The organism is Streptomyces sp. NPDC127119 (genome assembly GCF_042677425.1).
Classification (GTDB): Bacteria; Actinomycetota; Actinomycetes; order Streptomycetales; family Streptomycetaceae; genus Streptomyces.
Window position 1 is genome coordinate 1 of record NZ_JBHXTO010000198.1, and the last position, 12862, is coordinate 12862.

11 protein-coding genes and 1 tRNA gene are annotated in these 12862 nt (G+C 71.7%); 4 read left to right on the forward strand and 8 right to left on the reverse strand.

Features of this window, described 5'->3' with window-relative positions; translation table 11 throughout:
• Nucleotides 1-65: 65 nt before the first annotated feature.
• The 6 genes from ACFVH5_RS41055 to ACFVH5_RS41080 all read right to left on the reverse strand — a co-directional run bounded on the left by ACFVH5_RS41055 (nucleotide 66) and on the right by ACFVH5_RS41080 (nucleotide 4931).
• The gene (locus ACFVH5_RS41055; RefSeq protein ID WP_385838786.1) at nucleotides 66-563 is read right to left on the reverse strand and encodes a hypothetical protein; all 498 of its coding nucleotides are present in this window, start codon (nucleotides 561-563) and stop codon (nucleotides 66-68) included.
• Nucleotides 564-638: 75 nt separating this feature from the next.
• Nucleotides 639-1250: an aminoacyl-tRNA hydrolase gene (gene pth, locus ACFVH5_RS41060; RefSeq protein ID WP_385838787.1), complete on the reverse strand. Its 612-nt coding sequence runs from the start codon at nucleotides 1248-1250 to the stop codon at nucleotides 639-641.
• Between the two features lie 118 nt (nucleotides 1251-1368).
• On the reverse strand, nucleotides 1369-1950 hold the full coding sequence (locus ACFVH5_RS41065) for a 50S ribosomal protein L25/general stress protein Ctc (RefSeq protein WP_385838788.1): 582 nt from the start codon (nucleotides 1948-1950) through the stop codon (nucleotides 1369-1371).
• Between the two features lie 209 nt (nucleotides 1951-2159).
• On the reverse strand, nucleotides 2160-3131 hold the full coding sequence (locus tag ACFVH5_RS41070; protein WP_107015616.1) for a ribose-phosphate diphosphokinase: 972 nt from the start codon (nucleotides 3129-3131) through the stop codon (nucleotides 2160-2162).
• A gap of 126 nt (nucleotides 3132-3257) precedes the next feature.
• Nucleotides 3258-4742, reverse strand: coding sequence for a bifunctional UDP-N-acetylglucosamine diphosphorylase/glucosamine-1-phosphate N-acetyltransferase GlmU (glmU, locus tag ACFVH5_RS41075; RefSeq protein WP_385838790.1), 1485 nt, complete (start codon nucleotides 4740-4742; stop codon nucleotides 3258-3260).
• 117 nt (nucleotides 4743-4859) lie between these two features.
• Nucleotides 4860-4931, reverse strand: a tRNA-Gln gene (locus ACFVH5_RS41080).
• A gap of 259 nt (nucleotides 4932-5190) precedes the next feature.
• Between ACFVH5_RS41080 and ACFVH5_RS41085 the strand changes: the two genes are divergently transcribed.
• Nucleotides 5191-6528: a sensor histidine kinase gene (locus ACFVH5_RS41085; RefSeq protein WP_384815503.1), complete on the forward strand. Its 1338-nt coding sequence runs from the start codon at nucleotides 5191-5193 to the stop codon at nucleotides 6526-6528.
• A 24-nt stretch (nucleotides 6529-6552) separates the two neighbouring features.
• Here the strand turns inward: ACFVH5_RS41085 and ACFVH5_RS41090 are convergent, their stop codons facing one another.
• Both ACFVH5_RS41090 and ACFVH5_RS41095 read right to left on the reverse strand, forming a co-directional pair.
• A complete protein-coding gene (locus ACFVH5_RS41090) occupies nucleotides 6553-7056 on the reverse strand; it encodes an SUKH-3 domain-containing protein (RefSeq protein WP_385838791.1) in 504 nt (167 codons plus the stop codon).
• A 124-nt stretch (nucleotides 7057-7180) separates the two neighbouring features.
• Nucleotides 7181-7684 carry a YwqJ-related putative deaminase gene (locus ACFVH5_RS41095; RefSeq protein ID WP_384815500.1) on the reverse strand — a complete coding sequence of 168 codons (504 nt, stop codon included), beginning with the start codon at nucleotides 7682-7684 and terminating at the stop codon, nucleotides 7181-7183.
• Nucleotides 7685-7932: 248 nt separating this feature from the next.
• On the opposite strand from ACFVH5_RS41095, the gene ACFVH5_RS41100 reads away from it, so the two are divergent.
• From ACFVH5_RS41100 to ACFVH5_RS41110, 3 genes are all read left to right on the forward strand, one after another.
• Complete coding sequence (locus ACFVH5_RS41100; RefSeq protein ID WP_385838792.1) at nucleotides 7933-8928, forward strand: SMI1/KNR4 family protein; 996 nt, start codon at nucleotides 7933-7935, stop codon at nucleotides 8926-8928.
• Between the two features lie 7 nt (nucleotides 8929-8935).
• On the forward strand, nucleotides 8936-11755 hold the full coding sequence (locus ACFVH5_RS41105) for an SUKH-4 family immunity protein (protein WP_385838793.1): 2820 nt from the start codon (nucleotides 8936-8938) through the stop codon (nucleotides 11753-11755).
• Nucleotides 11756-11832: 77 nt separating this feature from the next.
• Nucleotides 11833-12738 (forward strand): cellulose-binding protein, encoded by a 906-nt coding sequence (locus ACFVH5_RS41110; RefSeq protein ID WP_385838795.1) that lies wholly within the window; start codon nucleotides 11833-11835, stop codon nucleotides 12736-12738.
• Nucleotides 12739-12862 lie beyond the last annotated feature (124 nt).

Here is a 12862-nt window from a genome sequence, read left to right on the forward strand (position 1 = left end):
GTCCTCAACGGACCACCCCGGCGCCCTTTTGCCTGCTTGCTGGCAGGAGAGGAGGGGGGAGGGTGTCAGAGCGCCAGGAACGCGGTCGTCACCAGCGTCAGGCCCGCCCCGCCGAGCACCCAGCCCAGCCGGGGCCTGCCCAGACCGCCCGCCACCACCACCGAGGCGAGCATCAGCGCGCCGCCCAGCGGCACCCAGGCGTAGAGCAGACCGCCGGTGCCCGCGCGGACGACCTCGTCGGTGCCGGGCTTCACCACGACCGTGTACGTGCGGCCCTTCTCCACGGCCACCTCGCTGTCGAGGACGACCCGGTCCCGCGCCGTGGAACCCTCCGACGTGGGCCGGTACGGGCCCGTGCAGTGGTCGTCGGCGCACTTGGTGACCGTCATCGTGCCGCGTTCACGGCCCTTGCTGAGCATCACGTGCTGGGCGGTGCCCCAGGAGGCCCAGACACCCGCGATCAGGATCAGCGCCGCGACCGTACCCATCGCCGCGAACTGCCCGAACCGCAGCGCCGTGGCCGCCTTCGGGCGGGAGGCGCGGGCATGGGAATGGGCGGGCATGGCGGCGATCCTTGGCCATGCTTGTGCGGTCGGTCAACTCCCGCCGGATTCAGACAGGGGTCAATTACCGCCATGTCATGAGTTGTACGCCGACTGTGCCCGCTCCAGGCCTTCGACGACCAGAGCCTCCACCGCGTCCGCGGCCCGGTCCACGAAGTAGTCCAGCTCCTTGCGCTCCGCCGAGGAGAAGTCCTTCAGCACGAAGTCGGCGACCTGCATACGCCCCGGCGGACGCCCGATCCCGAAACGGACCCGGTGGTACTCCGGACCCATCGCCTTCGTCATCGACTTCAGCCCGTTGTGACCGTTGTCGCCGCCGCCCAGCTTCAGCCGCAGCACGCCGTGGTCGATGTCCAGCTCGTCGTGGACGGCCACGATGTTCGCCGTCGGAACCTTGTAGAAGTCCCGCAGACCCGTCACCGGACCACCCGACAGGTTCATGTACGACATCGGCTTCGCCAGGATCACCCGCCGGCTCAGCGGACCCGGCGGGCCGATCCGCCCCTCGATCACCTGGGCCTGCGCCTTGCCCGCCCGCTTGAACTTGCCGCCGATCCGCCCGGCGAGGAGGTCGGCCACCATGAAGCCCACGTTGTGGCGGTTCATGGCGTACTCGGGGCCGGGGTTTCCGAGCCCCACGATCAGCCAGGGGGCGCCTGGTTCCGTGGTCACGTCCGTCACTCCCATGGGTCCTTGACCGCAGTCATCGATCGACGGTCGTCGTCAGGCCGTCATTGAGCGTGAATACGCACCGGCCGCCGCCCCCGGAGGAGCGGCGGCCGGCAAGTGGTGATCCGGTGCGGGATCAGGCCTCGGTGGACTCGTCGGCCGAGTCGTCGGCCTCCTCGGCCTGGGCGGCCAGGACCTGCAGCACGACCGCGTCCTCGTCGATGGCCAGCGTGGTGCCCTCGGGCAGCGGGATGTCCTTGGCGAGGATGGAGGCGCCGGCCTCCAGGCCCTCGATGGAGACGGTGACCGACTCGGGGATGTGCGTGGCCTCGGCCTCGACCGTCAGGGTGCTGAGCACGTGCTCAAGCAGGAACGCGCCCGGGGCCAGGTCGCCCTCGGTGTGCACGTAGACCTCGACGTTGACCTTCTCGCCGCTCTTCACCAGAAGCAGGTCGACGTGCTCGAGGAAGCCCTTGATGGCGTCGCGCTGGACGGCCTTCGGGATCGCGAGCTGCGACTTGCCCTCGATGTCCAGGGTCAGCAGGACGTTGGCGGTACGCAGGGCGAGCTGGAGCTCGTGGCCCGGCAGCGTGATGTGGACCGGGTCGCCACCGTGGCCGTACACAACGGCGGGAACCTTGGCCTCACGGCGGATGCGGCGCGCCGCACCCTTGCCGAACTCGGTGCGGGTCTCAGCGGCGATCTTGACCTCGGGCATGGTCACTCCTCGTAGTACAGGGAAGCCAGGGAAAGGAAGTCACCCGGCCGAACCATCGGCCTGCTACGAAGAGCGCGTCGATAACGGACCGCCGCACCAAAGAGTGCGGCCTCCCTCGCCGAGCAACTGTGACAGCTTACGCGGCGGGGAGGCCGTACAAGAAATTGATCTAGGCCGGTCCTCGACCGATCGGTCCGGCCCGTCCCCGACTACTCGTCGAAGAGGCTCGTCACCGAGCCGTCCTCGAACACCTCGCGGACCGCGTTCGCGATCGTCGGCGCGATCGACAGGACCGTGATCTTGTCGAGCTCCAGCTCACCCGGGGTGGGCAGGGTGTCCGTGAAGACGAACTCGCTGACCTTCGAGGCCATCAGCCGGTCGGCCGCCGGACCCGACAGCACACCGTGCGTCGCCGTCACGATGACGTCCTCCGCGCCGTGCGCGAACAGCGCGTCCGCCGCGGCACAGATCGTGCCACCGGTGTCGATCATGTCGTCGACCAGGACACAGACGCGGCCCTCGACGTCACCCACGACCTCGTGGACGGTCACCTGGTTCGCGACGTCCTTGTCACGGCGCTTGTGCACGATCGCCAGCGGCGCGCCGAGGCGGTCGCACCAGCGGTCGGCCACCCGCACCCGGCCGGCGTCCGGGGACACGACCGTGAGCTTCGAGCGGTCCACCTTGTGGCCCACGTAGTCCGCGAGCAGCGGCAGCGCGAACAGGTGGTCCACCGGGCCGTCGAAGAAGCCCTGGATCTGGTCGGTGTGCAGATCGACCGTCAGGAGGCGGTCCGCACCGGCCGTCTTCATCATGTCGGCGACCAGACGTGCCGAGATCGGTTCACGCCCACGGTGCTTCTTGTCCTGGCGCGCGTAACCGTAGAACGGCATGATCACGGTGATGCTCCGGGCGGAGGCCCGCTTCAGAGCGTCGATCATGATCAGCTGTTCCATGATCCACTTGTTGATCGGTGCGGTGTGGCTCTGGATCAGGAAGCAGTCGGCGCCGCGGGCCGACTCCTCGTAGCGGACGTAGATCTCACCGTTGGCGAAATCGAAGGCCTTCGTCGGAACGACCCCGACACCCAACTGGTGGGCGACCTCCTCGGCAAGCTCGGGGTGGGCGCGGCCGGAGAAGAACATCATCTTCTTCTCGCCGGTCGTCTTGATCCCGGTCACAGCACTGTCTCCTCAGAGGTGTCTCAGCTGGATGTCGAGATGAGTTGAGTTCTCAGGTGCGGTCTCAGCTGGATGTGCGGGTGTGCGTCTATCACGGTAGCCCCAGTCAGACCCGACCTTTTCCGGTCAGCTTTCGCCGCCGGCCTCCCGGGATGTCGCCTCCGCGGCCTTCGCGGCAGCGCTGCCGGGACGCTTGCGGGCCACCCAGCCCTCGATATTCCTTTGCTGGCCACGGGCCACGGCCAGCGAACCGGGCGGTACGTCCTTCGTGATCACGGAGCCGGCCGCGGTGTAGGCGCCGTCCCCGATGGTGACAGGAGCCACAAACATGTTGTCGGAACCCGTCTTGCAGTGCGAGCCCACCGTGGTGTGGTGCTTGGCCTCGCCGTCGTAGTTCACGAAGACGCTCGCGGCACCGATGTTCGAGTACTCGCCGATGGTCGCGTCGCCGACGTAGGAGAGGTGCGGGATCTTCGTGCCCTCGCCGACGGTGGCGTTCTTCGTCTCCACATACGTACCCACCTTGGCCTTCAGGCCGAGGCGGGTACCGGGGCGGAGATACGCGAAGGGGCCCACGTTCGCCTGGGGGCCGATCTCCGCGCCGTTCGAGACCGTGTTGTCGACGCGGGCGCCGGCGCCCACCGTGGTGTCGTTCAGGCGGGTGTTGGGGCCGACCTCGGCGCCCTCGCCCAGGTGCGTGGCGCCCTGGAGCTGGGTGCCCGGGTGCACGATCGCGTCCTGCTCGAAGGTGACGGTGACGTCGACCCACGTGGAGGCCGGGTCGACGACGGTCACGCCGGCGAGCATCGCGTCCCGCAGCAGCCGGTCGTTGAGGATGCGGCGGGCCTCCGCGAGCTGCACGCGGTTGTTGATGCCGGCGATCTCACGGTGGTCGTCCGAGACGGCGGCGCCGACACGGTGCCCGGCCTCCCGGAGGATGCCGAGGACGTCCGTGAGGTACTCCTCGCCCTGGCTGTTGTCGGTACGGACCTTGCCGAGCGCGTCCGCGAGGAGCTGCCCGTCGAACGCGAAGACACCGGAGTTGATCTCACGGATCGCGCGCTGGGAGTCGGAGGCGTCCTTGTGCTCGACGATCGCCGTCACGGCACCCGAGACGCCGTCGCGGACGATCCGGCCGTAGCCGGTGGCGTCCGGCACCTCGGCGGTCAGCACGGTGACCGCGTTGCCGTCGCCCGTGTGGGTCGCGGCGAGCTTCCGGAGGGTCGCGCCGGTGAGCAGGGGGGTGTCACCGCAGACGACCACGACGGTGCCGTCGACGACGCCGCCCAGCTCTTCGAGGCCCATCCGCACGGCGTGCCCCGTGCCGTTCTGCTCGGCCTGTACGGCGGTCCGGACGCCGGGAGCGGTTCCGGCGAGGTGATCGGTGACCTTCTCGCGGGCGTGACCCACGACGACGACCAGGTTCTCGGGATCCAACTCGCCCGCCGCGGCGAGCACATGACCGACGAGGGAACGGCCGCAGAGCTCGTGCAGGACCTTGGGTGTGGCCGACTTCATACGGGTGCCCTCACCCGCTGCGAGAACGACGACGGCTGCGGGTGGGGTCTCCCCTGCTCCGGAGCCGAGAGCTTGGGGAAGGTTGGCGCTCACGGATATGCCTTTCGGCTACTGGTGTCTGGGGTGCGGACATCCGCAGGATACCGGGGCGTTTCAGGAGCGACATGAGAGCGGGCCCTGACAGTGCTGTCAGGGCCCGGACGTCCACAGCTCCCCCGCCAGGACTTGAACCCGGACAGATGGCACCAAAAGCCACAGTGCTGCCAATTACACCACGGGGGATGGAAACCGACGGGAGCCGGACATATGGTCGGCCGTCGAGTTGGCACCCAACACTATGCCGTACCAAGACCCTTCGATGCGACGGTACGGATCGGTACACCGGGGGCGAGTGGATCACGGGTTCCGGGTCGAACGGCGAGCGATTCAGCAGTTCGAGGGATAACGGGCCGTTTCGCTTCTGTTCGATTACGGGGAGTGGTGTAGGCCAGTACGGGAAACTCGCCGGAAAAGGGGCGGGCGGCGACCGTAGGCTGGAGTCATGACCACGACGGGGGAAGACCACACCGCGGCCTTGGCGGGGCCGTGGTGGTGGGCGAGGTGGCGCAGCGCGGTGCTCGACGGGAGCCTCGCGCTGGTGTCGTCCGTGGAGTGTGCGATAGAGGGATTTCCGTTCGCGGGGGCGGCGGGGGTGCCGGTGCCCGTGGGGATGCTGTTCGGGGCCGTCGCCGGGTCCGTACTGCTGTTCAGGCGGCGGTGGCCGATCGCCGTCGTGCTGGTGTCGATCGCGATCACGCCGGCCCAGATGGGGTTCCTGATGGGGCTCGTCGGGCTGTACACGCTGGCGGCGTCCGAGTTGCCGAGGCGGATCATCGGGGCGCTGGCCGGGATGTCGATGGTGGGGATGCTCATCGTCACGTATGTGCGGGCGCACCAGGGGATGGTGCGCGGGGATGTGGCACTGGGGGACTGGTTCGTACCCTTCGTGTCGATCACGACGTCGCTCGGGATGACGGCTCCGCCCGTACTGCTCGGGTTGTACGTGGGGGCGCGGCGGCGGTTGATGGAGAGCCTGCGGGAGCGGGCCGATTCCCTGGAGCGGGAGTTGCAGTTGCTGGCGGAGCGGGCCGAGGAGCGGGCGGAGTGGGCGCGCAACGAGGAGCGGACCAGGATCGCGCGGGAGATGCACGACGTGGTCGCGCACCGGGTGAGTCTGATGGTGGTGCACGCGGCGGCGTTGCAGGCGGTGGCCCGCAAGGATCCCGAGAAGGCGGTGAAGAACGCCTCGCTGGTGGGTGACATGGGGCGCCAGGCGCTGACCGAGTTGCGGGAGATGCTGGGGGTTCTGCGGTCGGGCGACGGGTCGGTGCGGGGTGCGGGGTACGGTTCCGGGCCGGTGCAGGCGGTGCCGCTGGCGGCCGTGGGGGCTGCTGCCGCCGCCGCTGCCGCCGCGTCCCGGGCCGCCGAGGAGGAGTCGGACGGTCCGTGTCTGGACGATCTCGACGAGTTGGTGGGGCAGTCCGCCGCGGCGGGCATGGTCGTCGATCTCTCGGTGGAGGGGGAGACGCGGGTGTACGCGGCGATGGTGGAGCAGACGGCGTACCGCGTGGTGCAGGAGGCGCTGACGAACGTCCACAAGCATGCGGCGGGGGCGAAGACGCGGGTGCGGCTGGCGCATCGGGGTGCGGAGATCGCGATGCAGGTGGAGAACGGTCCGCCGCCGGAGCCGGGGGCCGCGTCCGACGCCAGGCTGCCCAGTGGGGGGAACGGCCTGCTGGGGATGAAGGAGCGGGTCGTGGGGCTCGGCGGGGTGTTCGTGTCCGGGCCGACGGACGCGGGCGGGTTCCGGGTGTCGGCGGTCATTCCGGCCGGGGGCTGAGCCCGGACGGGTGGTGGTGCCTGTTCAGCCGGCGGTCAGGCGGACCGGTTCCCGGCCTGCGATGAGGGTGGCGAGGGCCTGGTCCATGTCGGCGCCGAGGTACCAGTCGCCCGTGTGGTCGAGGGTGTACACGCGGCCCTCGATGTCGATGGCGAGCAGGGCTCTGCTGTCGGTCTCCTCGCCGAGGGGGGCGACCTCGGTGTCCAGGGCTCTGCCGAGGTCGGCGAGGGTGCGGGCCATGTGGAGGCCGTGCAGGGGGTCCACGTGCAGGGGGGACGAGGCGATCTGGCGGCCCGCCTCGGCCGTGCTGATGCGCAGCCCGCCGAATTCCGCCCATGCCTCGACCGCCGCCGGGAACACGGCGTGGCGGTGCCCCGCGGGGGACTCGTGGCCGCGCAGGGCGTCGGCCCAGAATTCGGCCTGCTTTATGTCCCAGCGGCCCGGTTGCCATCCGGCGTCGCGCAGTGAGGAGTCGACCTGGACGGAGAAGCGGGTGGTCGAGGTGGAGGCGGTGCGGTCGGTGTGCATCTGCCCTTCGCGATCGGTCTGAGCCGCCGTGTGGTGGTGCGGTGTTCCGGTCGGCTGTTTCTGGTGGTGTCGGCGGCGGCGCCTTCGCGCGGGTCGGGGGCCGCTGTCGGTGGTGGGTGCGCCGTCATTTCTCCTGGGTGGTCGGGTCGACGATGCGTACGCCGAAGTGGGCGCTGAGCGCGGTGCAGGCGCGGCAGGGCTGCGCGAAGCTGCCGTGCAGCGGGTCGCCGTCCTCGCGGATGCGGCGGGCGGTGAGTTTGGCCTGCTTGAGGGATTTTCTGGCCTCGCCGTTGGTCATGGGTTTTCGGATGGCGCGTTTGGAGCGGGCGGCGTCGGCGGTGGAGAGGTGGCGGGAGATGAGGATCGCTTCGGCGCAGCGGCCGGTGAAGCGGTCGCGCTGGCCGCTGGTGAGGGTGTCGAGGAAGTCCCGTACGAGGGGGTGCAGGGGTGGTGGCTGGTCGCCGCGGCCCGCGGTGCCGGTGAGGGTGGCGCCCCGTACGGAGAGGGCGGCGGCGATGGTCGGGAGTATGCCGTCGCGCCGGTGCAGGAGGACCGGGGCGGCGGGCGCCTCGCTGCTGCTCCAGCCGACCCGCGGATCCCCGGAGGTACCCATGTGTGTTGCGCTCATCGTCCTGTTTCCTCCCCTTACCGCATCCCCCGGTGCTCCGACAGAGTGCCAAACTCCGGGGCTGGTGCGGAAGCTGGGGCGGTGCGACACGCGCGGTCTCGTCGTACCGTCACGGCTCGATGACGGCAGGTCACGGAACCGGAGGGCCCTTGGCCGGTATGGGACAGGAGGCCCGGTGACCGGTGTCGCCGCACCGCATAGGCTGTCGACATCCGCGATCCTTCATTACGCCGCAGGGGGCAACCGCCATGACGACAGGTCGGCTCGGGCAACAGGCCGCGCCGCCGAACGCGGCCTATGCCGGGCAGGTCGTGCACTTCCCGGATCCGGTGCGGGCGGCACGTCACCCGAGAGGGGTACGTGTTGACGAGGTCGGTTACCCCGACTTCTCGTTCTACGCGCGGGCGGCCGCGGAGATCGCCGAACCGCCCGAGGGGTTCGGTGTCGACGAGCTGCGGTTGACCGACTACGTGTCGGCGAACGCCGCGCTGGCGGCTTCCGGACATGATCTGTGGGACACGATCCCGGCGGTGGCGACTCCGCACGGCTGGACGTGGCACCACGTGCCGGGCACGCGTCGGCTGGAGCTGGTGCCGGTCGAGGTGAAGGCGCTGCTGCGGCATCACGGCGGTCTCGCGACCGCGGTGGTCGACCAGGACAAGCGTGGCACCCGGCCGCTGCAGGAGACGCGTCCCGCGCATTTCGGGTTGCCGAAGGCGGCGGTCGCCGTGACCGAGCAGCAGGTGCAGGGTGTCGAGGAGGATCTCGGCTACCGGCTGCCGGGGGCGTACCGTTCCTTCCTGAAGGCCGCCGGCGGGTGTGCGCCGGTGGGGGCCGCGCTGGACGCGGAGTTGGGGCTGCTGGTCGACCAGCCGTTCTTCACGGTGCGGGACGAGGCGGCCGTCAACGACCTCGTCTATGTCAACAAGTGCCTGCGGGACCATCTCACCAAGGACTATCTGGGAGTCGGTTTCGTGCAGGGCGGGCTGCTCGCGGTGAAGGTGAAGGGCGAGCGGATCGGCTCGGTGTGGTTCTGCGCGTTCGACGACGCCCGTGACCATGACGAGTGGCCGCCCGCGGAGCGCGTACAGCGGCTGTTGCTGCCCTGTGGTGACGACTTCGATCAGTTCCTGTCCCGGCTCGCGGGCAATCCGCCCGAGCTGGAGACGGTGGCGAACCTGATGGTGGACGGTGGTTTCGCGCGGGCGGTGCCGGTGTCGGCCGTGTCTTCGGTGGGGGAGTGAGCGTCCGATGGTGACCTTCGCGCAGGCGCAGGAGCGCGCCGAGGAATGGATCAACGCAGATGTGCCCGGTTACCAGCACCGTGAGGTGCGGGTCCGGGAGTTCGAACTCGGTTTCGTGGTGTGGGCGGAGGACCGGGCGGAGGGTCCGTGTTCCGACGGTGGCGCCCAGCGGCTCGTCATCGCGCGCGACAGCGGGGAGGCCACCCTGTGGCCCTCGCTGCCGGTGGGCGAGGTGATCCGCCGGTACGAGGAGGAGTACGGCGTGTCGGCGGGGGTGCCCGATCCGGAGCCCGCGCCGCCCGCGCGTGTGGACCTCAACCAGACGTCGTTCCTGCTGACTCCGCCGGAGTGGCTGCAGGAGGCGGCGGACCGGATGGGTGTCCCGGACCGCCGGGACGCCACGTCCGGCGGGGCTGCGGGCAGGCCGTCGGTCGGTGCCGGGTCGCGGCCCGCCGCCGAGGTCAGTGACGCGGTTCCCGCCGCCCATGCGGCTTCTCCGGTGGACGCCGTTCCGCCGTCCGACGCGATTCCCGCCGCTCCTGCCGCCCCTGGTGCTCATGGTGGTGCCGTGGGTTCGCTGCCCGAGACGCTGCCGGGGCCGCCCGCCGGTTCGCCGGCGCCCGCCGCTCCGAGCGGTGGCACGGCGTGGCCCGCGGCCGGAGGGAGCGCCTCCGGTGCCGCCGTGCCCGCGGACGCGACTCCGTGGGCCGGTACGGACACCAACGCCGAGGCGGGGGACGACCGTTCCGTGCCGCTGCCGGCGACGGTGTACGCGCCGCAGATCCGCGATGTCGGGCCCGGGGGTACGCCGCCCGAGGCCGAGCCCGAGGCCAGGACCAAGCTGATCTCGGGCGGCAGTCAGCTGCCGCGCACGAGTGTCACGCCCGCCCTCGGCGATCCGGCACCGTCCGGTGCGGCGCCTGCCGGGCCCCCCTCGTACGGCCATCCGCAGAACGCCGGGCCGGGTACGCCGGGTACGCCCCCTCCGGGCGCGCCCTCGTACGGCTATCCGCAGGGCGCTCCGCAGCCGCCCGCAGCCGACGCTTCCCGGCAGCCGCCCGCTCCGAGTGCGCCGGGGCGGCCGTTGCCGCCGGGCGCCGGTGACATCGCGGACGCGGCGACCAGCAAGGCACAGGGTCCGCCGCGTGGCGCGCGGGGTGCGAACGCGCCCGGTACGCCGCCGCCTCCCGGGGCGCCGGGTACGCCGGGTGCGCGGCCGGGCGGTCCCGCTCCGGCGTCCGGGCCCGGTGCGCCGGGCGTACCGGCCGGTGGATACGTACCGACGCAGTTCGTCTCGCAGCTCGGCCCGGACGGGCCGGAGGTGCCGGGTGCGCAGGGCGGTCCGGCTGGTCCCGGCGGTCCGGGTGCTCCGCAGCCTCCAGGTGCTCCAGGTGCTCCCGGTGCGCCCAACTCCCCCGGTTCTCCGGGTGGTTCGGGTGGTTCGGGTGGTTCGGGTGGTTCGGGTGGTTCCAGTGGTGTGCATCACGCCGCGACCATGCTCGCCGGGCCCGCGGTCGGCGGCCCCGGTGCTCCGCAGCCTCCGGGCGCTCCCGGCGCCCCGGGTGCACCTGGCGCCCCGGGTGCTCCGGGTGGTCCCGGTACTCCGGGTGGTACGCCGCCCGGTGGTGTGCACCATGCCGCGACCATGCTGGCCGGTCCGCCGGTCGGTGGGCCCGGTACGGCTCCGCCGCCGCCCCCCGCGCCCGGTGCGCCCGGTATGCCGCCGCCCGCCCCGCACCTGGGCGGCCAGCAGCCGTTCCCGGGACAGCAGCAGCCGTTCCCGGGCCAGTCGATGCCCGGACAGCCCGGTCCCGGTCAGCAGCCCCCGGCCTACGGCTATCCGCAGCAGGGGCAGCCCACGGTCGGCCCCGGCTACCAGGCGGTGCTGCGCTACCGCGCCCAGGACGGCAGCGAGCAGCAACTGATCCGGCGGTCCGCGCCCGGCACCCCGCACCCGGAGTGGCAGATCCTGCACGAGCTGCGGGCGATGAACGTGCCGCCGCAGCAGGTGCTCGAACTGCACACGGAGCTGGAGTCCTGCGAGCTGCCGGGCGCGTACTGCGCGCGGATGATCCGGGAGAGCTGGCCGCAGGCGCGGATCACGAGCATCGCCTCGTACGGCACCGACCATGCGAGCCGTCAGCAGGGCATGGCCCAACTGCTCGCGCACCAGGGTGAGTTGCACCAGGTCGCGGACGGTCCGGCGCGGCCCGGTCCCGTACGGGCGCCGCTGCCGCCGGTGCAGTCCGCGCCGCCGATCCCGCCGGAGGCCATCGGGCAGGAGCTGGCGGCGGCCTTCGGGCCCGGTCTGTTCCGGTTCGACCAGGCGGCCGTGTCCCGGCAGGGTGTACCGCCGATCGTGGCGCACACCCTGGTGGTGGCCGGGCTGCCCGTCGACATGAACCCGTTCTTCTGGGCGCAGGCCCAGCCGGGCCGGCCGGTGCCCACGCTCGCCGAACTGGCGCAGGAGCGTGGCATCCAGCCGGGCGCCGACGCGGGCTCGTACCTCGTCATGGGCAGTGACTTCGGCAAGGCGATCTGCGTCCAGTACGGGACCGCGAACATCGTGGCCGTGCCGGTGGAGGCGGGCCCTGGCGGTGCTCCCGTACCGCCGCAGTTCGTGAACACGGGGCTGCCCGAGTTCGCGCGCAGCCTCGCGCTGCTGGGGCGTATGTGGCGGCTTCGCTTCGGGCTCAACCAGGAGCAGGCGGGGCGCTGGACCGTCGATTTCCAGGCGCAGTTGGCCGCGATCGACCCGGCGGCCCTCGGGTCGCCGGAGAGCTGGTGGTCGGTGCTGCTGGAGCAGATGTGGGACGGCCTGCTCTGACGGACCGCATGCGGGCGGTGGAATGCGCGGAGTGTCGTGTTATGAACACTTCCGTCTGATCCACCAAGATGAGCGGCATGAGCAGCTCATCGATGTCGTCGGTGTCCTCGGTGTCGTCTCAGGGCTTCGAGGCCGTACGGGGGCGTGGTTACCGCCCCGCGCAGGTCGACGCGTACGCCGCGGCGCTCTCGGAGGGGCGCGACGCTGCCTGGGAGCGGGCCGCGCGGCTGACCGTGCTGGCCAGGGAGATGGAGTCCGAGGCGCTGCGGCTGCGCGAGGTCGTGACGGGGCTCGCCCCCCAGACGTACGAGACGCTCGGCGACCGGGCCCGGCGGCTCTTCGAGCTGGGTGAGGAAGAGGCCGCGGAGCTGCGCGAGGACGCGGTGCGGCAGGCGCGCCGGACCGCGGACGAGGCGCGGGCGGCGGCCGAACGGGTGCGCGAGGCCGCGCGGGCGGACGCCGACGAGGTGCGCGGCGAGGCCGACGACCGGGCCCGGCACCGGCTGCTGGCGGCGCAGGCCGAGGCCGACGAGATGCGGATCTCCGCGCGGCGCGAGGTGAAGGAGGGGCGCGGGGAGGCCCTCGCCGCGCTGCGTGAGACGCGGCGGCGCGGGGAGAACCTCGTCGCCGAGCAGGAGAAGGAGCACGCGGAGCGCTGGGAGCGGGCCGGGTGCGAGGCCGCCGAGCGGGAGGCCTCGCTCGACGCGCGCCACGAGGAGCTCGTCGCGCGCGCGGAGGAGAGTGTGGCCGCGGCGGGCCGGGAGCTGGCCTCCGCGCAGGAGTCCGCGCGCCACCTCCAGGAGGACGCGGACGCCCGCGCCGCGGAGCTCCTCGCGGAGGCCCGGGTCCGGGAGGAGCGGGTGGCCCGCGAGACGGAACGGGTCCTGCGGGAGCACGGCGAGCAGTGGGACGAGGTGCAGGCGCACATGGACCATGTCCGCAGCAGTCTCGCTGCGCTGACGGGGCGGGCGGCGGCGGAGTAGTTCCCTGCGGGGTGGTGGGGGCGGGCCCAAAGGATTGCGCAGTTCCCCGCGCCCCTGAGGGGGAGGGGGCGTGCGGTGCGTTGTTGTGTGCGGCCCGGTGGGGGTTGGCCGCGCAGTTCCCCGC